16 protein-coding genes, 1 tRNA gene and 1 pseudogene are annotated in these 22,735 nt (G+C 72.5%); 14 read left to right on the top strand and 4 right to left on the bottom strand.

Going from position 1 to position 22,735, the window contains the following annotated elements:
- Positions 1-72: 72 nt before the first annotated feature.
- The 3 genes and pseudogenes from IF02_RS0100205 to IF02_RS35855 all read left to right on the top strand — a co-directional run.
- Complete coding sequence (locus IF02_RS0100205) at positions 73-270, top strand: DUF4244 domain-containing protein (RefSeq protein WP_051695346.1); 198 nt, start codon at positions 73-75, stop codon at positions 268-270.
- Entirely contained in the window at positions 257-634 is a 378-nt protein-coding gene (locus tag IF02_RS0100200; RefSeq protein ID WP_078621762.1) for a TadE family type IV pilus minor pilin, read from the top strand. The genes IF02_RS0100205 and IF02_RS0100200 overlap by 14 nt, the downstream gene beginning before the upstream one ends.
- A pseudogene (locus IF02_RS35855) lies at positions 631-987 on the top strand (Rv3654c family TadE-like protein); the annotation flags it as partial. The gene IF02_RS0100200 and the pseudogene IF02_RS35855, both read left to right, overlap by 4 nt.
- Before the next feature lie 114 nt (positions 988-1,101).
- Here the strand turns inward: IF02_RS35855 and IF02_RS0100195 are convergent.
- Positions 1,102-3,555 (bottom strand): DEAD/DEAH box helicase, encoded by a 2,454-nt coding sequence (locus IF02_RS0100195; RefSeq protein WP_030152680.1) that lies wholly within the window; start codon positions 3,553-3,555, stop codon positions 1,102-1,104.
- Positions 3,556-3,636: 81 nt separating this feature from the next.
- On the opposite strand from IF02_RS0100195, the gene bldG reads away from it, so the two are divergent.
- The 11 genes from bldG to IF02_RS0100140 all read left to right on the top strand — a co-directional run bounded on the left by bldG (position 3,637) and on the right by IF02_RS0100140 (position 20,102).
- Positions 3,637-3,978, top strand: a complete 342-nt coding sequence (gene bldG / locus IF02_RS0100190; RefSeq protein WP_030152678.1) for an anti-sigma factor antagonist BldG — start codon at positions 3,637-3,639, stop codon at positions 3,976-3,978.
- A 119-nt stretch (positions 3,979-4,097) separates the two neighbouring features.
- Positions 4,098-4,538, top strand: a complete 441-nt coding sequence (locus IF02_RS0100185) for an ATP-binding protein (RefSeq protein WP_030152677.1) — start codon at positions 4,098-4,100, stop codon at positions 4,536-4,538.
- Positions 4,539-4,800: 262 nt separating this feature from the next.
- Positions 4,801-7,209, top strand: coding sequence for a sodium-translocating pyrophosphatase (locus IF02_RS0100180; RefSeq protein ID WP_030152675.1), 2,409 nt, complete (start codon positions 4,801-4,803; stop codon positions 7,207-7,209).
- A gap of 172 nt (positions 7,210-7,381) precedes the next feature.
- A complete protein-coding gene (locus tag IF02_RS0100175; RefSeq protein ID WP_030152673.1) occupies positions 7,382-7,948 on the top strand; it encodes a hypothetical protein in 567 nt (188 codons plus the stop codon).
- A gap of 180 nt (positions 7,949-8,128) precedes the next feature.
- Positions 8,129-9,634 carry a DUF7059 domain-containing protein gene (locus tag IF02_RS0100170; RefSeq protein WP_030152671.1) on the top strand — a complete coding sequence of 502 codons (1,506 nt, stop codon included), beginning with the start codon at positions 8,129-8,131 and terminating at the stop codon, positions 9,632-9,634.
- A gap of 315 nt (positions 9,635-9,949) precedes the next feature.
- Entirely contained in the window at positions 9,950-10,147 is a 198-nt protein-coding gene (locus IF02_RS0100165; RefSeq protein ID WP_030152669.1) for a hypothetical protein, read from the top strand.
- A gap of 348 nt (positions 10,148-10,495) precedes the next feature.
- Complete coding sequence (gene topA, locus IF02_RS0100160; RefSeq protein WP_030152667.1) at positions 10,496-13,318, top strand: type I DNA topoisomerase; 2,823 nt, start codon at positions 10,496-10,498, stop codon at positions 13,316-13,318.
- Between the two features lie 183 nt (positions 13,319-13,501).
- The gene (gene tmk / locus IF02_RS0100155) at positions 13,502-16,783 is read left to right on the top strand and encodes a dTMP kinase (RefSeq protein WP_030152665.1); all 3,282 of its coding nucleotides are present in this window, start codon (positions 13,502-13,504) and stop codon (positions 16,781-16,783) included.
- A gap of 111 nt (positions 16,784-16,894) precedes the next feature.
- Positions 16,895-18,106, top strand: coding sequence for a DNA polymerase III subunit delta' (locus tag IF02_RS0100150; protein ID WP_030152663.1), 1,212 nt, complete (start codon positions 16,895-16,897; stop codon positions 18,104-18,106).
- A 216-nt stretch (positions 18,107-18,322) separates the two neighbouring features.
- Positions 18,323-19,891, top strand: a complete 1,569-nt coding sequence (locus IF02_RS0100145; protein ID WP_030152662.1) for an alpha/beta hydrolase — start codon at positions 18,323-18,325, stop codon at positions 19,889-19,891.
- A 137-nt stretch (positions 19,892-20,028) separates the two neighbouring features.
- A tRNA-Thr gene (locus IF02_RS0100140) sits at positions 20,029-20,102 on the top strand.
- A 48-nt stretch (positions 20,103-20,150) separates the two neighbouring features.
- Here IF02_RS0100140 and IF02_RS0100135 read toward each other — a convergent pair.
- The 3 genes from IF02_RS0100135 to IF02_RS35315 all read right to left on the bottom strand — a co-directional run bounded on the left by IF02_RS0100135 (position 20,151) and on the right by IF02_RS35315 (position 22,665).
- Positions 20,151-21,536: a tyrosine-type recombinase/integrase gene (locus IF02_RS0100135; protein ID WP_030152661.1), complete on the bottom strand. Its 1,386-nt coding sequence runs from the start codon at positions 21,534-21,536 to the stop codon at positions 20,151-20,153.
- Between the two features lie 73 nt (positions 21,537-21,609).
- Complete coding sequence (locus IF02_RS0100130; RefSeq protein WP_030152660.1) at positions 21,610-21,810, bottom strand: helix-turn-helix domain-containing protein; 201 nt, start codon at positions 21,808-21,810, stop codon at positions 21,610-21,612.
- Between the two features lie 273 nt (positions 21,811-22,083).
- Positions 22,084-22,665 carry a DUF3631 domain-containing protein gene (locus IF02_RS35315; protein WP_234318060.1) on the bottom strand — a complete coding sequence of 194 codons (582 nt, stop codon included), beginning with the start codon at positions 22,663-22,665 and terminating at the stop codon, positions 22,084-22,086.
- Positions 22,666-22,735 lie beyond the last annotated feature (70 nt).

Below are 22,735 nucleotides of genomic sequence, written 5' to 3'. Positions count from 1 at the left end.
ACTCGGCGCCTGGAAACGCCAATCGGATCATCAGTGGATCACGTCAAGAACCCGAATCAACAGGAGGTTGTCATGAGGATCATCAGGTTTCGTCTGCGGTCGGCGATGAGCGGTCGTGCGAACGACGCGGGCATGTCCACTTCGGAATACGCCATGGGCACGATCGCGGCGTGTGCATTCGCGGCCGTTCTGTACAAGGTGGTGACGAGTGAAGTGGTCTCCACGGCGCTTCAGTCGACCATCGGGAAGGCACTCGATGTGCCGTTCTGAGGAAAAGCGCGGGGGACCGGGCGACCGGGGATATGTGACGGCGGAGGCCGCCCTGGTGATTCCCGCGCTGGTGCTCTTCGCGGCGCTGCTGGTGTGGGCGCTGATGGCGGCGGCCGCGCAGATCCGGTGTGTGGACGCGGCCCGGGCCGGCGCCCGGGCGGCGGCCCGCTCGGAGCCGGCGGGCGTGGCGCAGGCGGCGGCCCGGGCGGCCGCCCCGGCGGGGGCGGAGGTGGTGCTGGAGTCTGATGGGGGCCTGTGGAGGGTCGGGGTGTCGGCCCCGGCGCCGGGCCCGGGCGGGCTGCCGGTACGGCTCGGGGCACAGGCGGTGGCCCTGGCCGAGGACAGCGTGGGGCCGCCGCCATGAGCCGGGACCGGGGCCGGGACCGGGGCCGGGGCCGGGGCCGGGGCCGGGGCCGGGATCTGGGCCGGGACCGGGCCCGGGATCGGGATCTGGACCGGGCCCGGGATCGGGGGTCGGCGACGGTGTGGGCCGCACTGGTGGCGACGGTGCTGGGGGCGGTGTTCGGCGGGGTGCTGCTGCTCGGCCAGGCCGTCGTGGCCCGGCACCGCGCGGCGGCGGCGGCCGACCTGGCGGCCCTGGCGGCGGCTGCGACCTGGACCCACGGCCCCGTGGCCGCCTGCGCCGCGGCCCGCCGCGTCGCGGGGGCCCAGAGCGCGGCGGTGACCGCCTGCACCGTCCACGGCGAGGTCGCCGAGGTGTCGGCCCGTCCCACGACGGGCCCCTTCGCCCCGACGATCGGCGCCCGAGCGGGCCCGCCCGTGCCGACCCGACTGGCCCCTGACCGAACGGGGGTTCTCGTACGAGGGCCCTCAGGCGGGCGGGGCCTCGGACAGGAGGCGGGTGAGGAGGCGGATCGCGCCGCGCTTGTGGAGGGGGTCGTTGCCGTTGCCGCACTTGGGGGACTGGATGCAGGACGGGCAGCCGGCCTCGCATTCGCAGGCGGCGATCGCGTCGCGGGTCGCCGTCAGCCAGGCGCGGGCCGTGTGGAAGGCCCGCTCCGCGAACCCGGCGCCGCCGGGGTGGCCGTCGTAGACGAACACGGTCGGGAGGAGGGTGTCGGGATGCAGCGGGACGGAGACCCCGCCGATGTCCCAGCGGTCGCAGGTGGCGAACAGCGGGAGCAGGCCGATGGAGGCGTGCTCGGCGGCGTGCAGGGCGCCGCCGAGGATCTCCGGGTTGATCCGGGCCTCGTCGAGCTGGTCCTCGGTCACGGTCCACCACACGGCCCTGGTGCGCAGGGTGCGCGGCGGCAGGTCCAGCTTGGCCTCGCCGAGCACCTCGCCGGTGATCAGTTTGCGGCGCAGGTACGAGACGACCTGGTTGGTCACCTCCACCGAGCCGAAGCAGAGCCGGGCCGGGCCCCACGGGATCTCGGTCTCGGTCTCCAGGACGGAGATGGAGGTGGTGTCGCGTGCGGTGGTCGAGAACGGCGGATTGGACTCCTCGACCAGCGCCACCGAATCCTCCAGGTCCAGCTGCTTCACCAGATAGGTGCGGCCCTGGTGGAGGTGGACGGCCCCTTCGTGGACGGCGGTGTGGGCCGCCGACTCGTCGACGGTGCCCAGCAGGCGCCCGGTGGCCGCCTCGACGATCTGCACCGGGCGGCCGCCCCCGCCGCGGATGTCGGTCAGGTCCGAGGCCCGCTCCCGGCGGGTCCAGTGCCAGGCCGTCGCCCGGCGGCGCAGCAGCTTGGTGGCCTCCAGCTGCGGGATCAGTTCAGCGGCCGCCGGGCCGAACAGGGCGAGGTCCGGCTCCGTCAGCGGGAGCTCGGCTGCGGCCGCGCACAGGTGCGGGGCCAGGACGTACGGGTTGTCCGGATCCAGGACCGTGGCCTCCACCGGTTGGCGGAACAGGGCCTCCGGATGGTGGACCAGGTAGGTGTCGAGCGGGTCGTCCCGGGCGATCAGCACCGCCAGGGCGCCCTGCCCCGAGCGCCCGGCCCGGCCCGCCTGCTGCCACAGGGAGGCCCTGGTGCCCGGGTACCCGGTGATCAGGACGGCGTCCAGCCCCGAGACGTCCACGCCCAGCTCCAGGGCGGTGGTGGCGGCCAGGCCCAGCAGCTCGCCGGAGTGCAGGGCCCGCTCCAGGGCCCGGCGCTCCTCGGGCAGGTAGCCGCCCCGGTAGGCCGCGACCCGCCGGGGCAGGGACCGGTCCACCTCGGCCAGCCGCTCCTGGGCGATCACCGAGATCAGCTCCGCGCCGCGCCGGGAGCGGACGAAGGCGACCGTACGGACCCCCTGGACGACCAGGTCGGTCAGCAGGTCGGCGGTCTCGGCCGTGGCGGTGCGGCGCACCGGGGCGCCCTTCTCGCCCCGCAGCTCGGTCAGCGGCGGCTCCCACAGGGCGAAGACGACCTCGCCGCGGGGGGAGGCGTCGTCGGCGACCTCCAGGACCGGCACGCCCGTCAGCCGGGACGCGGCGGCCGCCGGGTCGCTCGCGGTGGCCGAGGCCAGCAGGAAGACCGGATCGGCGCCGTAGCGGGCGCACAGCCGCCGCAGGCGGCGCAGTACCTGGGCCACGTGGGAGCCGAATACGCCCCGGTAGGTGTGGCACTCGTCGATGACCACGTAGCGCAGGGCGCGCAGGAAGGAGGACCAGCGGGGATGGGCGGGCAGGATACCCCGGTGCAGCATGTCGGGGTTGGTGAGCACGTAGTTCGCGTACTGGCGCACCCATTCGCGTTCTTCTACCGGCGTGTCGCCGTCGTAGACCGCCGGCCGGATCGCGTTGCCGAGGGGCCCGGCCAGCTCACGTACGGCGCGCCGCTGGTCGGCCGCCAGGGCCTTGGTCGGGGCCAGGTAGAGGGCGGTCGCACCCCTGCCGTTGGGGGCCTGTGCACCGTCCGCGAGGGCGGAGAGCACGGGCGCGAGGTAGGCCAGCGACTTGCCCGAGGCGGTGCCGGTGGCGACGACCACCGACTCGCCGTCCAGGGCGTGCTCGGCGGCCGCGGCCTGGTGTTCCCACGGATGTTCGATGCCCGCTGCCCGGATCGCGGCTACGACATCCGTTCGGATGCGGTCGGGCCAGACTGCATGACGACCCTCCCGAGGGGGCAAGTGCTCCGTATGGGTGATGCGCGCAGCTCGAGAAGGCCCCCGTGAGAGCCGGTCCAGAACCGTGCCGGGGGTGGGTCGTGGGTCCTCGGGTGCCGTGGGCCGACCGGGACGGTGAGTATTGGCCATTGGAACCGAGTGTGTCACCGGCGTGCGGGACAATGGTCGGAAGGCGTCGTGCGCGCCTGCCGGTAAGTGATTGAATGCCATCGCGGCAGCCAATCCCTCCCCTGCCTACGGGTGGGGAGGCCCCTGGGGGGCGCCGCTCGATAGCAAGGTGCTGGAGGATCCGTGGACCTGTCCCTGTCGACTCGCACTGTCGGCGACCGCACGGTCGTGGAGGTCGGTGGCGAGATTGATGTGTATACCGCGCCCAAGCTGCGCGAGCAGTTGGTCGAGTTGGTGAACGACGGCAGCTACCACCTGGTTGTCGACATGGAGCGAGTGGACTTCCTCGACTCCACCGGGCTTGGTGTGCTCGTGGGAGGTCTCAAGCGCGTCCGTGCACACGAGGGCTCGCTGCGTCTGGTGTGCAACCAGGAGCGCATCCTGAAGATTTTCCGCATCACCGGCCTGACGAAGGTCTTCCCGATCCACACGACGGTGGAAGACGCCGTCGCAGCCACCGACTGACGGTCTCACCCTCCGCGGCGCCGCCAGGCACCGCGGGGGGAGCCGAAGAGGAGCGGGGGCGCGGGCCGACAGCGGTCCGGGCCCCTGTAAGGCACGCCCGTAGTCCGAGGGGGACGCGCATGGCCACCGTTGAACTGCGCTTCAGCGCCCAGCCCGAACACGTCAGGACGGCCCGCCTCGTCGCGGCCGCCGTGGCGCGGCGGGCCGGCGTGGACGAAGCCGTGCTCGACGAGGTCCGCCTCGCCGTGGGCGAGGCCTGCTCGCGCGCCGTCGGTCTGCACCTCAGCAACGGGCTGACCGCGCCCGTTCGGGTGGTCCTGACCGAGGAGGAGAAGCTGTTCTCCATCGAGGTCGGCGACGAGGTGCCCGGACCGGCCGGTGGCCCGGAGGGCGCCGTGCCCGGCCTCGACGCCGCCCTGGACCCGGACACCGACACCGAGGACGAGATGGGCCTCGCCGTGATCAGCGGGCTCGTCGACGACGTCGAGGTGACGAGCGGGGAGGGGGGCGGGACCATCCGGATGAGCTGGCCCGTGTCCGGCGCGACCGATCTCCCGTAGCCCCGCCCGTTCGGAGATTCTTCCGATCTTCATCAAGGCCCTGCTGAGCAGGGCCTTTTTTCATACCCCGACGGCATTTCCTAGATCAATGATCAGGCGTCAATGCCTTTGCCCCATTACTTCTTTCGGGGGGTAATGGAGTGACGCGATCTATTGCTGAGGAGCAAGAGCAGGCCAATTCCGTTTCCTGCGCACTGTTTTGATCGGGAAGAGCTCCCTACAATCCGTCCACATCTTGAGCTCATCACGTCAAGGAGGACGAATGACGGGGCTCTTCACCCCCAACGCGCCGATCGGAAACTCCGATCTGGCAGCCGCCGTACTCACCGATGACAATCGGCTCATCGTCATGGTGATCGCGGCCGTGGCACTTGCCGCACTCGTCGTCGCGCAGATCCTGGTCCGCCAGGTTCTCGCGGCGGACGAGGGAACCGACAGCATGAAGAAAATCGCCGCCGCGGTCCAGGAAGGCGCCAACGCCTACCTCGGCCGGCAGCTGCGCACCCTCGGGATCTTCGCCGTCGTCGTGTTCTTCCTGCTCTTCCTGCTCCCCGCCGACGACTGGACCCAGCGGGCGGGGCGTTCCGCCTTCTTCCTCGTGGGCGCCATCTTCTCGGCGGCCACCGGCTACATCGGCATGCGCCTCGCGGTCCGCGCCAACGTGCGCGTCGCCGCCGCCGCGCGCGAGGCCACCCCCGCCGAGGGCGAGCCCGCCAAGGACCTCACCGACGTCGCGCACAAGGCCATGCGGATCGCCTTCCGCACCGGCGGCGTCGTCGGCATGTTCACCGTCGGCCTCGGCCTGTTCGGCGCCTCCTGCGTCGTCCTGGTCTACGCCGCCGACGCCCCCAAGGTCCTGGAGGGCTTCGGCCTCGGCGCCGCGCTGATCGCGATGTTCATGCGTGTCGGAGGCGGCATTTTCACCAAGGCCGCCGACGTCGGCGCCGACCTGGTCGGCAAGGTCGAGCAGGGCATTCCGGAGGACGACCCGCGCAATGCCGCGACCATCGCCGACAATGTGGGCGACAACGTCGGCGACTGCGCCGGTATGGCGGCGGACCTCTTCGAGTCGTACGCCGTCACCCTCGTGGCCGCGCTGATCCTCGGCAAGGCCGCCTTCGGTGACCTCGGCCTGGCCTTCCCGCTGATCGTTCCCGCGATCGGCGTCATCACCGCCATGATCGGCATCTTCGCGGTCTCCCCGCGCCGCTCCGACCGGAGCGGAATGACCGCCATCAACCGCGGCTTCTTCATCTCCGCCGTGATCTCGCTGGTCCTGGTCGCGATCGCCGTCTTCGTCTACCTGCCGTCCAGCTACAAGGACCTGCTCGGCGTCGAGAACCCCGCGATCACCAACCACTCCGGCGACCCGCGCATCCTGGCCCTCGTCGCCGTGGCGATCGGCATCCTGCTCGCGGCCCTGATCCAGCAGCTCACCGGCTACTTCACCGAGACCAACCGGCGTCCCGTCCGGGACATCGGCAAGTCCTCCCTGACCGGCGCGGCCACCGTCGTCCTCGCCGGCATCTCCGTCGGCCTGGAGTCCGCCGTCTACACGGCGCTGCTCATCGGCCTCGGCGTGTACGGGGCGTTCCTGCTCGGCGGGACCTCGATCCTGCTCGCGCTCTTCGCCGTGGCCCTGGCCGGCACCGGCCTGCTCACCACCGTCGGCGTCATCGTCGCCATGGACACCTTCGGGCCCGTCTCCGACAACGCCCAGGGCATCGCCGAGATGTCCGGCGACGTCGAGGGCGCCGGTGCGCAGGTCCTGACCGACCTCGACGCCGTCGGCAACACCACCAAGGCCATCACCAAGGGCATCGCCATCGCCACGGCCGTGCTCGCCGCGGCGGCGCTCTTCGGCTCGTACAACGACGCGATCGCCACCGCGGTCAAGCAGGTCGGTGCCAAGGCCGGGGAGATGAACCTCAGCCTGGACATCGCACAGCCCAACAACCTCGTCGGGCTGATCCTGGGCGCGGCGGTCGTGTTCCTGTTCTCCGGCCTCGCCATCAACGCCGTCTCCCGCTCCGCGGGCGCCGTCGTCTACGAGGTGCGCCGCCAGTTCCGCGAGCACCCCGGGATCATGGACTACACCGAGAAGCCCGAGTACGGGCGCGTCGTGGACATCTGCACCAAGGACGCGCTGCGCGAGCTCGCCACGCCCGGCCTGCTCGCCGTCCTCACCCCGATCGCCGTCGGGTTCTCGCTCGGCGTCGGCGCGCTCGGCTCGTTCCTCGCGGGCGCCATCGGCACCGGCACCCTGATGGCGGTCTTCCTCGCCAACTCCGGTGGCGCGTGGGACAACGCGAAGAAGCTTGTCGAGGACGGCCACCACGGCGGCAAGGGCAGCGAGGCGCACGCGGCCGTCGTCATCGGCGACACGGTCGGCGACCCGTTCAAGGACACCGCCGGTCCCGCGATCAACCCGCTGCTCAAGGTCATGAACCTGGTGGCGCTGCTGATCGCCCCGGCGGTCGTGCAGTTCAGCTACGGCCCCGACACGAGCGCGACCGTACGCGCGATCGTCGCGGCCCTGGCCATCGCGGTCATCGTCGGCGCGGTGTACATCTCCAAGCGCCGCGGCATCACGGTCGGGGACGACACCGAGGGCGAGGGCGCGCCCGCCGAGCGGGTGGCCCAGCAGGCCGATCCCGCGGTGGTTTCCTGACCGGAGGGGTGACCTTCGCGGGGACTTGCGGGCCGGCCGGCCCGAGGACTCGAAGATACGCCCGAACGGCGGACAGGCGGCGCGGACTGACGCGCCGTCTGTCCGCCTTTCTGCGTGCCCCGATGGTGGGCGTGTATCTTCCGGGCCGAGAGCCTTCGAAGGGACCAATCCGGTGAACAAGAAGTTTGCGGCCGCAGTGTCCGGCGGTGCGGTACTGATGCTCGTGCTGTCCGGCTGCGGCGGCGATGAGACGGACGACAAGGCCAACGCCTGGGCCAAGAAGGTCTGCGACAAGTGGCAGCCGGAGCTGAAGAAGATCGAGACCGCCAACGCGGACATCAAGCGGGTGGCGACCGAGAGCAGCAAGCCCGAAGAGGTGCAGACGACCGACTCCGCGGCGTTCGGCACCATGTCCGCGTCGTACAAGGCGATGGGGACCGCCCTGCAGGGGGCGGGAGTTCCGCCGGTCAAGGACGGCCAGACGACGCAGGGCACGGCGATCAAGGGCTTCGAGGAATCTTCCAAGGGCTATGCCGACCTGAAGACGAAGATGGAAGGCCTGGACCCGAAGGACCAGACGAAGTTCGCGGAGGGCCTCAAGGAGGTGGCCGGCGGACTCGAAGCGGCCACTCAGGGCGGGAAGAACGCGCTCAGCACGCTCAAGGCCGGCGGCCTGGACAAGGCGATGAACGGCCAGAAGGGCTGCCAGGTCGCGGCGCCGTCGCCGTCGGCGAAGTGAGGTAGCCCGCAGGCGCCGTCGCCGTCGCCGGTGGACGCGGCGGCGGTACGCGGCGGCGCTACGCGGACCGGGGCGGCCGGGGTTCCGAGGAACCCCGGCCGCCCCGGCGTATGCATGCATCGTCGGCATCAGCGGCCGCGCGGCATACGCATCGGCGGCGGCAGCCGACACAATGGACCGGTGAGTACCACCAGCCTTCCCTCGCCCGACCGCGCCGCCGAACTCCGCACGGCCCTGCTCGCCGCCGGCTTCACCGCCGACGGCCTGCTCGACCTGCTCGGCGCCCCCGCCTACGCCGCGCTGGCCCGCAGCGAGACGGTCCCCGCCCTGCGCGCCACGCGCGGCCCCGGCGACGGCCCGCTCGCGAGCCTGGTCCGGCTGTTCCTGCTCCAGCAGCCGGAGCCGTACGAGAACGCCGCCCGGGCGCTGCCCGTCGAAGCGGCGCTGGCCGACGGGTGGCTGCGCCGGGAGGGAGACGAACTGCACGCCACCGTCGACGTGCGCCCGTACGGCGGACCCGACGGCGAGGACTGGTTCATCGTCTCCGACCTCGGCTGCGCCGTCGGCGGGGCCGGCGGGATCGGCAGCCGCGAGGAGGGGGTCGTCCTCGGCGTCGGCGGGGCCTCCACCACCCTGGCCGGGATCACCGTCCGCACCCCGGTCGGCAGCGCCCTCGACCTCGGCACCGGATCCGGCATCCAGGCCCTGCACGCCGCCCAGCACGCCACCCGCGTCACCGCCACCGACGTCAACCCCCGGGCCCTGGACTTCACCCGGCTGACCCTGGCGCTGTCCGGCGCCCAGGAGGCCGAACTGCTCCAGGGGTCGCTGTTCGAGCCGGTCGGCGAGGCCACGTACGACCTGATCGTGTCGAATCCGCCGTTCGTGATCTCTCCCGGTGCCCGGCTGACGTACCGCGACGGCGGGATGGGCGGCGACGACCTGTGCCGGACCCTCGTCCAGGAGGCCGGCGCGCACCTCAACCCGGGCGGGTACGCGCAGTTCCTCGGCAACTGGCAGCACGTGGAGGGCGAGGACTGGCACGACCGGGTCCGCGCCTGGGTGCCGCGCGGCTGCGACGCGTGGATCGTGCAGCGTGACGTGCAGGACGTCACGCAGTACGCGGAGTTGTGGCTGCGCGACGCGGGCGACCACCGCACCGACCCCGCCGAGTACGCGCGGCGGTACGAGGACTGGCTGGACGAGTTCGAGGCCCGCAAGACCAGGGCCGTCGGCTTCGGGTGGATCACGCTGCGCCGCAGCGACGCGGCGGAGCCCTCCATCGTGGTCGAGGAGTGGCCGCACTCGGTGGAGCAGCCGCTCGGCGACGCCGTCGTGGCCCACTTCGCCCGGCAGGACTACCTGCGGGACCACGACGACGCGGCCCTGCTGGAGGCCCGCTTCGTGCTGGCGGCCGAGGTCGTCCAGGAACAGGTCGGCGCGCCCGGCGCGGAGGACCCGGAGCACGTGGTGCTGCGGCAGAACCGCGGGATGCGGCGGGCGACCAAGGTCGACACGGTCGGGGCGGGCTTCGCCGGAGTGTGCGACGGCTCACTCACGGCGGGCCGGATCCTGGACGCGATCGCGCACCTGGTGCAGGAGGATCCCGTCGTGCTGCGGGACCGGACTCCGGGGGCGATCCGGGTGCTGGTCGAGCAGGGATTCCTGGAGCCGGCCGAAGGCTGACCGGCCCTGGTCGGACCCCTGGTCGGACCCCTGGTCGGACCCCCGGTCGGACCCTGGGCGGCTCCCGGACGGTCCCCCGGCCGGACCCTCGTCAGGCCGCTCCGCCGGCGACGCGGCGGCCCGGCCGGCGGCCTCGTCCGAGGCGTCCGGCCGTGGCCGAAACCGTCATGTAACCCGGGGTTCGCAAGCCGTTACGCAGCGCGTGGCAGGCTCCCGCGCAGGGGCAAGGCCGCGGGTCGGCCACGGGGCTCTGGAGGGATCCGTACGGGACCCGGAGAGCGGCCCGGGAGCAAGCGGGAGTAAGGGGGGAACGGCATGGAGAGCGGTCCGGCGATCTTCGCGGGGAGCGTGTTCCTGCTGTTCGGAACGGCGCTCCTGGGCTGGACGGGGGCGTGCGCGGCGCGCCGGGCGCCGGTGGCCGATGGTGTGCGCCCCGCCGTGGCCGTTCCGCTGGCGCTCCTCGCGTCCGGGACCTCCCTTGCGCTCGGAATCTGGTGCTTCGTACGACGGTGACCGCGGGCTTCGTCGCCGGACTGGTCAGGCTCTGACCAGAAGCTGATCAGAGCCTGATCGGCGGCCCGCTCACCGACCGGTCAGCGGCGCGCCGACCCGCCTGGACGGGCGTCGTAAACGGGACGTCAGAGGGGGTGCGGGGGCGGGGCCAGACGGCCCCCTGGCCACTCGGCCCGGTGATCGCTACGGGTCCGGCGCGGTATCCGGGCGGCAGAAATGGCACTTGTCGGGTTACCGTTCGAGTGGCCGTTGCGGGCTTCTGCCGTTTGACACGGGGGCGGGTTGTACCGTCACACTCCGCAGCGTCGCCGTACCGCGACCGAGTGCCGACCGGAGAGAAGAGCCAAGTTGTCCCCGACTAGCGAGACCGCAAAGGGCGGCCGCCGACTCGTCATCGTCGAGTCCCCTGCCAAGGCGAAGACGATCAAGGGCTACCTCGGCCCGGGATACGTCGTCGAGGCGAGCGTCGGGCACATCCGCGACCTCCCGAACGGCGCGGCCGAGGTTCCCGACAAGTACACCGGCGAGGTCCGCCGTCTCGGCGTCGACGTCGAGCACGACTTCGCGCCGATCTACGTCGTCAACGCCGATAAGAAGGCCCAGGTCAGGAAGCTCAAGGAGCTGCTGGCCGAGTCCGACGAACTCTTCCTCGCCACCGATGAGGACCGCGAGGGCGAAGCCATCGCGTGGCACCTGCAGGAAGTCCTCAAGCCCAAGGTCCCCGTCCACCGGATGGTCTTCCACGAGATCACCAAGGACGCGATCCGCGACGCCGTCGCCAACCCGCGCGAGCTGAACCAGCGCATGGTCGACGCCCAGGAGACCCGCCGCATCCTCGACCGCCTCTACGGCTACGAGGTCTCGCCGGTCCTGTGGAAGAAGGTCATGCCGCGGCTGTCGGCCGGCCGCGTCCAGTCTGTGGCCACCCGCCTCGTCGTCGAGCGGGAGCGCGAGCGCATCGCCTTCCGCTCCGCCGAGTACTGGGACCTGACCGGAACCTTCTCCACCGGCCGCGCCGGTGACGCCTCCGACCCCTCGACGCTCGTCGCCCGCCTGAACACGGTGGACGGCAAGCGCGTCGCGCAGGGCCGCGACTTCGGCTCGAACGGGCAGCTCAAGAGCGAGGTGCTGCACCTCGACGAGGCGAACGCACGGGCGCTGGCCGCCGCGCTGGCGGACACCTCGTTCGCCGTCCGCTCGGTCGAGTCCAAGCCGTACCGCCGCTCCCCGTACGCCCCGTTCCGCACGACGACGCTCCAGCAGGAGGCCTCGCGCAAGCTGGGCTTCGGCGCGAAGGCGACGATGCAGGTGGCGCAGAAGCTGTACGAGAACGGCTTCATCACCTACATGCGTACGGACTCCACCACGCTCTCCGACACCGCGGTGTCGGCGGCGCGGGCGCAGGTCACGCAGCTCTACGGGGCCGACTACCTGCCGGAGAAGCCGCGCGTCTACGCGGGCAAGGTCAAGAACGCGCAGGAGGCGCACGAGGCGATTCGCCCTTCGGGTGATCGTTTCCGCACCCCGGCCGAGACGGGTCTGACCGGCGACCAGTTCCGCCTGTACGAGCTCATCTGGAAGCGGACCGTCGCCTCCCAGATGAAGGACGCGGTCGGCAACAGCGTCACCGTCAAGATCGGCGGCCGCGCGTCGGACGGCCGGGACGCCGAGTTCACCGCCTCCGGCAAGACGATCACCTTCCACGGCTTCATGAAGGCGTACGTCGAGGGCGCGGACGACCCGAACGCCGAGCTCGACGACCGCGAGAAGCGGCTGCCGCAGGTCGCGGAGGGCGACGCGCTGTCGGCCGAGGAGATCACGGCGGACGGGCACTCGACCAAGCCGCCGGCCCGCTACACCGAGGCCTCGCTGGTCAAGGAGCTCGAAGAGCGCGAGATCGGCCGTCCGTCGACGTACGCGTCGATCATCGGCACGATCCTCGACCGCGGATACGTCTTCAAGAAGGGCACGGCGCTCGTGCCGTCCTTCCTGTCGTTCGCCGTGGTGAACCTGCTGGAGACGCACTTCGGGCGGCTCGTCGACTACGACTTCACCGCGAAGATGGAGGACGACCTCGACCGCATCGCGCGGGGCGAGGCCCAGTCCGTGCCGTGGCTGAAGCGGTTCTACTTCGGCTCGGAGGACGCGACCGAGGTCGTGCCGGCCGACGGCGACCACCTCGGCGGTCTGAAGGAGCTGGTCACGGACCTCGGCGCGATCGACGCCCGGGAGATCTCCTCCTTCCCGGTCGGCGAGAGCATCGTGCTGCGCGTCGGCCGCTACGGGCCGTACGTCGAGCGCGGGGAGAAGGACGCGGAGGGCCACCAGCGGGCCGACGTGCCGGACGACCTGGCGCCGGACGAGCTGACGGTCGAGTACGCGGAGGAGCTGTTCGCGAAGCCGAGCGGCGAGTTCGAGCTGGGCAAGGACCCGGTGAGCGGGAACGAAATCGTCGCGAAGGACGGTCGTTACGGGCCGTACGTGACGGAGATCCTGCCCGAGGGCACGCCGAAGACGGGCAAGAACGCGGTGAAGCCGCGGACGGCCTCGCTGTTCAAGTCGATGAGCCTGGACACGGTCACGCTCGACGAGGCGCTGAAGCTGATGTCGCTGCCGCGCGTGGTCGGCGCGGACGCGGAGGGCGTGGAGATCACGGCCCAGAACGGCCGCTACGGCCCGTACCTGAAGAAGGGCACGGACTCGCGGTCGCTGGAGACCGAGGACCAGCTGTTCTCGATCACCCTGGACGAGGCGCTCGCGATCTACGCCCAGCCGAAGCAGCGGGGGCGCGCCGCGGCGAAGCCGCCGCTGAAGGAGCTGGGCACGGACCCGGTCAGCGAGAAGCCGGTGGTGGTCAAGGACGGCCGCTTCGGTCCGTACGTGACGGACGGCGAGACGAACGCGACGCTGCGGCGGGACGACGACGTCGAGACGATCACGCCGGAGCGCGGCTACGAGCTGCTGGCGGAGAAGCGCGCGAAGGGCCCGGCCAAGAAGACGGCGAAGAAGGCCCCGGCCAAGAAGGCGCCCGCGAAGAAGGCCACGGCGACGAAGACCGCCGCGGCGAAGAAGACGACGACGGCGAAGAAGACCGCCGCGAAGAAGACGACGACGGCGAAGAAGGCGGTCGCGAAGAAGGCGGCCGCGTCGGCCCCGTCGTCGGACGACTAGCAGGCGGCCGGCAGAGCGACTGGCAGACGAGGTGTCCGGGCCCGTGCGGATCGCACGGGCCCGGCGCCGTCCGGCCGGGGCGGAGCCGGAGCGAGCCGGAGCGGGCCGGAGTGGGGCCGGGGTCACACCGGGCGGTTATCCACAGGCTCCTCAGCGGCCGAGCGCAGCGGATAGGCTGGGCGGATGACGCGAGCCGAGCAGCCAACGGTCGTGACCGCCCCCGCGAACCCCACCTACGACGAAGCCCTCGCCGCGGATTCCCGCGAGCGTGCGGTGCGCGCCCTGCTGCGCACCCCCAGGCTGCGCCGGCTGTGGAGCGCCCAGCTGGTGAGCGGCATCGGCGATGCCCTCGCCCTGCTGGTGCTGGTGCTGCTGGCCTTCCAGACGGCCGTCTCCGAAGAGACCTTCGGCGGCGGCTACCAGGGCTGGGCCCTCACCGTCGCCGCCGTCTTCGGCGTCCGGATCTTCGCCACCCTGATCTTCGGCGCCGTCCTGCTCGGTCCGCTGGCCAAGCTCCTCGCTCCGAAGGAGGCCGGCGGCAAGCTGGACCGCCGCTGGACGATGATCGGAGCCGACGGGCTCCGGCTCGGCCTGTTCGTCGTCGCCCCGCTCTGGCTCGACTGGATCCCGGCGCACGCGCTGACCGCGCTGCTGGCCACCGTCTTCGTCTCCGGCGTCGCCGAGCGCCTCTGGACCCTGGCCAAGGACAGCGCGGCTCCCGCCCTGCTGCCCACGCCGCCGCCCGAGGGGGCGACCGTACGGCCGCTGCCGGACCACCTCGACGCGCTGCGCCGGCTGACCCTGCGCACGTCCTTCGCCGCGCTGCCCGTCGCCGCCGCCGTGCTGCTCGCCGCGACCCTGGTCGGCGAGGCCCTCGGCCTCGGCGTGGACTGGTTCGCCGAGAACCAGGCCGCCCTCGGCTCCTACGTGGCCTCCGGCCTCTTCGCGGCGTCCGTCTCGCTGCTGCTCCCGCTGGTGCTGCCCGGGGCGAAGACCCCGCGCCCGCGTTCGCCGCTGGAGGGCCTGCGGGCCCCCAAGGCGGGGGACCGCCCGGAGAAGGGCCGTACGGGGGCCATTCCGCTGCTCGTCCTGGCCTGCGCCGCCGTCGCCGGAGCCGTGGCCAGTGCGGCCGCCGTCGCCGTCCTGCACGCCTTCGACCTGGGCGGCGGCCCCGCCACCTTCTCTCTGCTCCTCCTGGCCCTGCTCGGCGGCACCGCCCTCGGCATCCGCGCCACCCAGGCCGGCAAGGTGCTGCCCGCGCTGTCCCGGCGCCGGCTGCTCGCGCTGGCCATCGCGGTGGCCGGGCTCGCGCTGCTGCTGACCGGGCTGGTCCCGGACACGGCGACCGTGCTGTTCCTGTCGCTGCTCGCCGGCACCGCCGCGGGCGTGGCCGCCAACACCGGGCACACCCTGCTCGACCAGGAGACCGAGGAGTTCCGCCGGGCCCGGGTCACCGAGCACCTGCAGGCCGTCGTACGGGTGGCCGTGGGCGTCGGAGCCGTCCTCGCCCCGGCCCTGGCCGCGGCCATCGGCCCGCACCGGCTGGCCGCCGGGGACGTGGTCTTCGCGCACGGCGGGGCCGCGTTCACCCTGATGCTGGTCGGCGCCCTGCTGCTGCCCGTCGCCGTCGTGGTCCTCGCCAAGGCCGACGACCGCAGCGGCGTACCGCTGCGCCGCGATCTGCGCGAGGCGCTGCGTGGCGGCGAGCCGGTGCAGGCGGCGTCCGACGCCGGGTTCTTCATCGCCCTGGAGGGCGGGGACGGAGCCGGCAAGTCCACCCAGGTGGAGGCCCTGGCCGACTGGATACGGGGCAAGGGCCACGAGGTCGTCGTGACCCGCGAGCCGGGGGCCACCCCGGTCGGCAAGCGGCTCCGCTCGATCCTGCTCGACGTCTCCTCGGCCGGGCTGTCGAACCGCGCCGAGGCCCTGCTGTACGCCGCCGACCGCGCGGAGCACGTGGACACCGTCGTCCGGCCCGCCCTGGAGCGGGGCGCGGTGGTCATCTCCGACCGCTACATCGACTCCTCGGTGGCCTATCAGGGCGCCGGCCGCGATCTGTCCCCGACCGAGATCGCCCGGATCTCGCGCTGGGCCACCGACGGGCTCGTCCCGAACCTGACCGTGCTGCTCGACGTGTCGCCGGAGGCGGCCCGCGAGCGGTTCACCGAGGCGCCGGACCGGCTGGAGTCGGAGCCGGCCGAGTTCCACCAGCGGGTGCGGGCCGGGTTCCTGACGCTGGCCGCGGCCGACCCCGGGCGCTACCTGGTGGTCGACGCCGGGCAGGACCCGCAGTCCGTGACCACGGTCGTACGCCACCGCCTGGACCGGATGCTTCCGCTCTCGGAGGCCGAGGTGGCCGCCCAGGCCGAGGCCCGGCGCAAGGCCGAGGAGGACGCCCGGCGCAGGGCCGAGGAAGAGGCGGCGCGCAAGGCGGAGGAGGAGCGGCTGCGCGCGGAGGAGGAAGCCCGGCTGAAGGCCGAGGCGGAAGCCGCCCGGATCAAGGCCGAGGCCGAGGCCGCCCGCAAGGCGGAGGAGGAGCGGCTGCGCGCCGAGGAGGAGGCCCGCGCCCGGGCCGAGGCCGAGCGGCTGCGCGCGGAGGCCGAGGAGAAGGCACGCGCGGCGGAGCAGGAGCGGCTGCGCAAGCAGGCCGAGGAGGAGGCCCGGCTGCGCGCCGAGGCCGAGGAGCGGCGGCTGGAGAAGCAGCGGCGTGCCGAGGAGGCCCTGCTGAGGGCCGAGGAGGCGCGTCGGCTGGCGGAGGCCTCGGCGGCAGCGGCGGCGGCGCAGGCTTCGGCGGCTTCGGCGGCGGCTCCGGCTGCGGCGCCCGCCCCGGCGCCTGCGCCGGCTCCCGCAGCTCCCGCGGCTCCCGCCCCCAAGGTGCCGATGACCAAGGAGCCGTTGCCGGACGACGCCGTGACGGTGGAGACCCCGCTGGTCAAGCGGGTCGTCCAGCCGGACGACGTGACGCAGACGGTCCCGGTGCCGAAGATCGACCCGGCGGCGGAGACCTCGGTCCTGCCCGCCGTCGCGCCGGCCGGCCCGGCGGACGAGACGGCGGTCCTGCCGCCCGTACCGGCATCCGGTCCGACCGACGAGACGGCCGTCCTGCCGCCCGTACGGCCGTCCCGTACGCGCCCTCCGGCCGGTCAGGCCCCGTCCGGCCCGGCCCGGTCCGCCACACGGCCGACGGCCCGGCGTCCGGAAGAGAGCCCGGCCGACCGGGTGCCGCCGGGCATATTCCGGGACGCCGGCGAGGACGCGACCCGCGAGCTGCCGGTCTTCGGCGCCGACGGCCGTCCGGGCGGGCAGGGACAGGAGGACCGGCAGGACGGGTCCACCCGGCCGAACCGGCCTCGGCCCGCCTGGGCCGAGGAGACCCCGCTGGACGACCTGCCGACCCTGGCGGACGAGCTGCTCGGCCCGCGCCGGGACGACGAGGACGAAGAGGGCGGTCCGCGCGGCCGCTGACGGGGATTGTCAGTGGCGCACGCCACACTGGGGGCGGGCAGGAGCAGGACGAGCGGCACGGACGGCACGGACGGCCAAGGGAACGACGGCCGGTGAAAGGCGGTGGGCGGGATGCCCGTATGGGACGACCTGGTGGGACAGGAGCGGGTGCAGGCGCAGCTGGCCGCCGCCGCTCGTGACGCCGACGCCCTGGTCACCGCCGTCGAGACCGGGGCGGCTCCGCCCGCCGCGTCCAAGATGACCCACGCCTGGCTGTTCACCGGCCCTCCCGGCTCCGGGCGGGCCACCGCCGCCCGTGCCTTCGCGGCCGCGCTCCAGTGCACCAGCCCGGACCGCGCCCTCGGGGGCGAGCCGGGCTGCGGATTCTGCGACGGCTGCCACACCACCCTGGTCGGCACGCACGCCGATGTGGAGATCGTCCGTACCGATCTGCTGTCCATCGGCGTGAAGGAGACGCGCGACCTGGTCCGCCGGGCGCAGCTCTCCCCGGCCGTGGGCCGCTGGCAGGTCATCGTCCTGGAGGACGCCGACCGGCTGACGGAGGGCGCGGGCAACGTGCTCCTCAAGGCCGTGGAGGAGCCCGCTCCGCGGACCGTGTGGCTGCTGTGCGCGCCCTCGCTGGAGGATGTGCTGCCCACCATCCGCTCCCGCTGCCGGCACCTGACCCTGCGCACCCCGCCGGTCGCCGCCGTCGCCGATGTGCTGGTCCGGCGCGACGGCATCGAGCCCGCCGTCGCCGCGGCCGTCGCGCGCGCGACGCAGGGGCACATCGACCGGGCCCGCCGGCTCGCCACCGACGAGACCGCCCGGGCCCGCCGGGCCGCCGTGCTGAAGCTCCCGCTGCGCATCGACGACGTGGGCGGCTGCCTCAAGGCCGCCCAGGAGCTGGTCGACGCCGCAGCCGAGGACGCCAAGCAGGTCGCGGAGGAGGTCGACACGAAGGAGACCGAAGACCTGCGGGCCGCGCTCGGCGCCGGAGCCGGCACCGGCGGGCGGATGCCGCGCGGCACGGCGGGCGTGATGAAGGAGCTCGAAGACCGGCAGAAGCGCCGCCGTACCCGTACCCAGCGCGACACCCTCGACCTGGCGCTGACCGACCTCACCGGCTTCTACCGGGATGTGCTGGCGCTCCAGCTCGGCTCTTCGCTGGCGATCGCGAACGAGGAGATACGGGCCGACCTCGACCGGATCGCCCGCGCGTCCGGACCGGAGCGCACCCTGCGCCGGATCGAGGCGATCATCGCCTGCCGCGATGCGCTGGACCGCAACGTGGCCCCGCTCCTCGCGGTCGAGGCGATGACGATGTCCCTGCGCGCGGGCTGAGCGAGGCGAGCGAGGCGCGCGGGCCGAGTGAGGCACGGGGGCCGGGCGGGCCGGATCCCGGCCCGGGTTGACCGCTTCACCCGTATGAGCGATCCGGCGAGGTCGGGCCGCGGAGCGCGGGCTCCGGGCGGGCCTGCGGTGCCTCACCGGTGAGGCGGTCGGCCGGTGGCGTACGCCCGCCCGGCCGGGCCGCCCGGCAGGCCGTAGGCTCCGAGAATGGACACCAGTCGCCTGCTGCGTACCACCGGAACCGTGATCGCAGCCGCCGGGCTTCTGCTCTCCGGGTGCACCTCGGCCGGGTCGGGGGGTACGCGGGCGGCCGCCTCCTCGTCCGGGGGTCCCGCGCTGTCGGCGGCTCCCACCGAGGTCCCGGCGGCGCTGCGCCCGTACTACGAGCAGAAGCTGAAGTGGCGCGAGTGCGGTGTCCCCGGGTTCCAGTGCGCCACGATGAAGGCCCCGCTGGACTACGCGCACCCCGAGTCGGGGCAGGACGTGGACATCGCCGTGGCCCGCCGCCAGGCCACCGGCCCCGGCAAGCGGCTGGGCTCGCTGGTGGTCAACCCGGGCGGACCGGGCGGTTCCGGCATCGGGTACCTCCAGGCGTACGCGGGCATCGGCTACCCGGCACCCGTGCGCGCCCAGTACGACATGGTCTCCTTCGACCCGCGCGGAGTGGACCGCAGCAGTCCGGTGGAGTGCCTGACGGGGCCGGAGATGGACAAGTTCACGCAGGTGGACCAGACGCCGGACAACGCGGCGGAGCGGGCCGAGCTGGTGACGGCGTTCAAGGAGTTCGCCGACGGCTGCAAGGCCCGCTCGCAGCGGGTCCTGCCGCACGTCTCCACCGTCGAGGCGGCCCGCGACATGGACATGCTGCGCGCGGTGCTGGGCGACGACAAGCTGACGTACGTCGGCGCCTCGTACGGCACCCTCCTCGGCGCGACGTACGCGGAGCTCTTCCCCGGCCGGGTCGGCCGCCTCGTGCTGGACGGCGCGATGGACCCCTCCCGTCCGGCGCTCGAAATGAACCGGGACCAGACCGGGGGCTTCGAGACGGCCCTGCGCTCCTTCGCCAAGGACTGCGTGAAGCAGTCCGACTGCCCGCTCGGCAAGGGCAGCCCGGAGGCGGTGGCCGATCGTCTCCAGGAGTTCTTCCGCAAGGCCGACGCCCAGCCCGTGCCCAGCGGCGATCCGGCCCGCCCCCTGGGCGAGTCCCTGGCGACGACCGGGGTGATCGCGGCGCTGTACGACGAGAGCGCGTGGCCGCAGCTGCGGGAGGCGCTGACGGCGGCGATGAACGGCGACGGGTCCGGCCTGCTCGGCCTCGCCGACAGCTACTACGAGCGCGAGCCGGACGGGAAGTACGCGAACCTGATGTTCGCGAACGCCGCGGTGAACTGCCTTGACCAGCCGCCCGCCTTCGCCGGCCCGGAGGCGGTCGACGCGGCCCTGCCCTCCTTCGAGAAGGCCTCCCCGGTGTTCGGCGCGGGCCTCGCCTGGGCCTCGCTGAACTGCGCGTACTGGCCGGTCAAGGCCACTGGCGAGGCCCGCGCCCTGACCGCGAAGGGGGCCCCGCCGATCGTGGTGGTCGGCACGGTCCGCGACCCGGCGACCCCGTACAAGTGGGCCCAGGCACTGGCGCAGCAGCTCGACTCGGGAGTCCTCCTCACGTACGACGGCGACGGCCACACGGCGTACGGCCGCGGCAGCTCCTGCATCGACACGGCGATCAACACCTACCTCCTGCAGGGCACCCCGCCACAGGACGGCAAGAAGTGCAGCTGACGCCCTGATACACCCCATATGCGAGACATGTCCGACCCCCACGCAATGCGGTTCAGGGCACCCCGTTCGAGCCTGTAGACTTGGCGCCGCTGCTGATGAGAGCTCCTCTCCAAGGGAACACTTGTCTACCCAGCGGTGCCGCCTTAGCTCAGTTGGCCAGAGCAACGCACTCGTAATGCGTAGGTCTCGGGTTCGAATCCCGAAGGCGGCTCTGTGGAAGCCCCAGGACTCACTCGCCGTGACCTGGGGCTTTTGCTATTTACCGGATCTTGCGCCGCCGCCGTGCACGGGCCGCTCGGGTGTTCTCGGTCTCAGTTCTGGTCTCAGACACCGGATCGGGGCCAGGCATGAACGCCTCGCCCATCCGGCGCATCGCCTCCCGCGAGAGCTCGGAGCGTCCCTTCACGTACCGCCTCGTCTGGCTGATCTGTGTGTGCCGGAGGATCTCCATGATGGTGGGCATGTCGATTCCCAACTCGTTGAGGATCGTGCCGGCCGTGTGACGGCTCCCGTCGTGCTGGCGGCGGTCGCTGATGCCCGCCTCTTCGAGCAGCTGCTTGAACTCCTCCCAGTCGGCCCGCGGGTCGAGTGGCCGGCCGTCGGCCCGGGTGAATACAGCGCCGCACTCCTCCCACAGCTCCCCGGCAGCCTGTCGCTGCTCGTCCTGCTTCGCCTTGTGCTCCATGAGGTAGGGCAGGAAGGGCGGGGGGATCGGCACGGGCTGCTGGCTCTTCTTCGTCTTCGGCCGGGTGAAGGCCAGCCCGCCACCCTTCCGCTCGGGGCAGGTGCTGGCGTGCCGACGGCATGTCTTCGGGCACGGCTTGGGGCAGCCGCGCTTGTAACCCTTGTGGGTGGAGCAGTCGGCAGGGCAGGGCTCAAAGCGGTGGAGCCGGGCGCCGCAGGCGTGCGCGTTCTTGCAGCCGTGCCTCCAGGTGAGGCGCTGGAGCTGCCAGGCGGGGTGGAACAGCCCCTGCTCCAGGTCCACGTACTGCCAACGCAGGCCCAGGGCCTCGCCCTGCCGGAAGCCCATGCCCACGCCGATGGCCCACCGCATGAAGGTCGGGCGCTTCGCGGCGGCCGCGAGGAACGCCTTGGACTCGTCCCGCGAGAACGGGTTCGCTTCGGTCTCGTCGACGGACGGCGGGTCAACGAGCGTGGCGACGTTCTCGGTGATGAGCCTGCGACGGTGGGCGATCTTCAGAGCGCGGGAGAGGATCCGGTGCACCTTGACCACGTGCGACGGCGCGTGTCCCTCCTCCATCATGGCCGCGTACATCACCTCCAGGTGCTCCGGCGCGAGCTTGTCGAGGCGGTGCTTCCCGACGCCGGGGATGATGTCGTTGCGGGTCTTCGACCAGTAGTCGTCCAGGGACCGCGGCTTGAGCTTCAGGCTCGCGATCGTGGTCAGGTAGGTATCCATCCATTCCGCAACGGTCGGCTTCCGTCCGGCCTTCGTCGCCCGGCCTTCGTCGCGCAGCTTCTCCAGCTCGCGGACTTTTTTGGTGACTGCGGTCTCGGTCTTGGCCCGACGGTGTCGGCGGTCGGGCCCTCCGTCGGGCTTGACCCCCATCGTGACGCGACCGTGCCACCACCCGTCACTGCCCAGGTAGATGGACGACTCCATGTTCGGCTTGCGGGTGCTCACGAGCTGCTGTGCTCCTCCATGTGAAAGGCGGCCCCGGGGGTTCCCGGGGCCGCCAGTAAGTGGCGCTGAGAGATCAGACGGGCTGCGGCGGGAGCTGGGCGGCGAACGCGTCGACGTCGGTCCGACGGATCCGACGGGCCCGGCCGACCTTGACGAACGGCAACTCGCCGGCGGCCATGAGCTCGTAGACGGTGGATCGGCCGAGCGAGAGCAGCTCGGCCGCCGCTTCCACGGTGCAGAGAACGCGGGCGGAGGGGGCGATGGCGGTGGTCATCTGGTTGCCTCCACGGCGACGGAGTAGCGGGGCTTTGCCGCCCCGCTCGTAGACATCCGCTACTGCCGCTACCTCCGCTACCGCCCTGGTCAAGGACTTGATCGCGGTAGCGGATTGGGTAGCGGTAGCGGATAGGTGCGCGACCGGCCCGGCCGTTGGGGCCAGGCCGGTAGCGGAAGTTGCTGGTGGGGTAGCGGATGTTTTCGGGCTATCCGCTACCTCCGCAGGGCCTCTGACCTGCGAGGTAGCGGAGGTAGCGGAAGTAGCGGATTCTCAGGGGGTGGGGGGAGGGCAGTACCTCGCCCATGCGTCCGCGAGATCGGCCGCGTAGTAGCCCTTGAGGACCGCTCCGCCGCTCTTGATGTTGCGGGGCTCGACCGGCTTGTTGTCGCCGGTCATGTACTCGCCGAGCATCTTCGCCAGGCCCCGGGAAGTCAGCGGCTTGCCGCCCATGTCCGCCCAAGGCGCCTCCTCCAGCGCGTAGAGGCGGTCCAGGACGGAGATGGTGGGCAGACGCTCGATCCCGTTGAGGACGTGGTCGCGCAGGTCGGTCAGCAACCGGATCCCGATGCTGCCCTTGTCGTCCTGCTTGGACGCGGCCACGATCTCGGCGCACGCAGCGCGGGCCCGGGCGGGCCATGCACCCCCCGCTGCGTCGGCGACGGCCAGCAGCGGCTCCCACACGTCGGCGGGCCGGTCGGTCACCTCGTCGGGCATTTCCGGGAACACCCCGTCGACCAGGTGCCGGACGCTGTCCGCCCAGTCGGCGAGCCGGTCGCGCAGGGCGTGACCCTCCGGGGCGTGGAGGCGCCGGCGGAAGGGCTGGACGCGTTCGTTGCGGGCCCTGCGGCGCATCCGGATGATGACCGACCGGGTCAGGATTGTGTCGGGCAGGGAGCCGAGCCCGGCCATGGCGACTACGCAG

Source organism: Streptomyces sp. NRRL S-244 (genome assembly GCF_000717915.1).
Lineage (GTDB): Bacteria > Actinomycetota > Actinomycetes > Streptomycetales > Streptomycetaceae > Streptomyces.
This window is presented reverse-complemented; position numbering and strand designations above follow the sequence as displayed.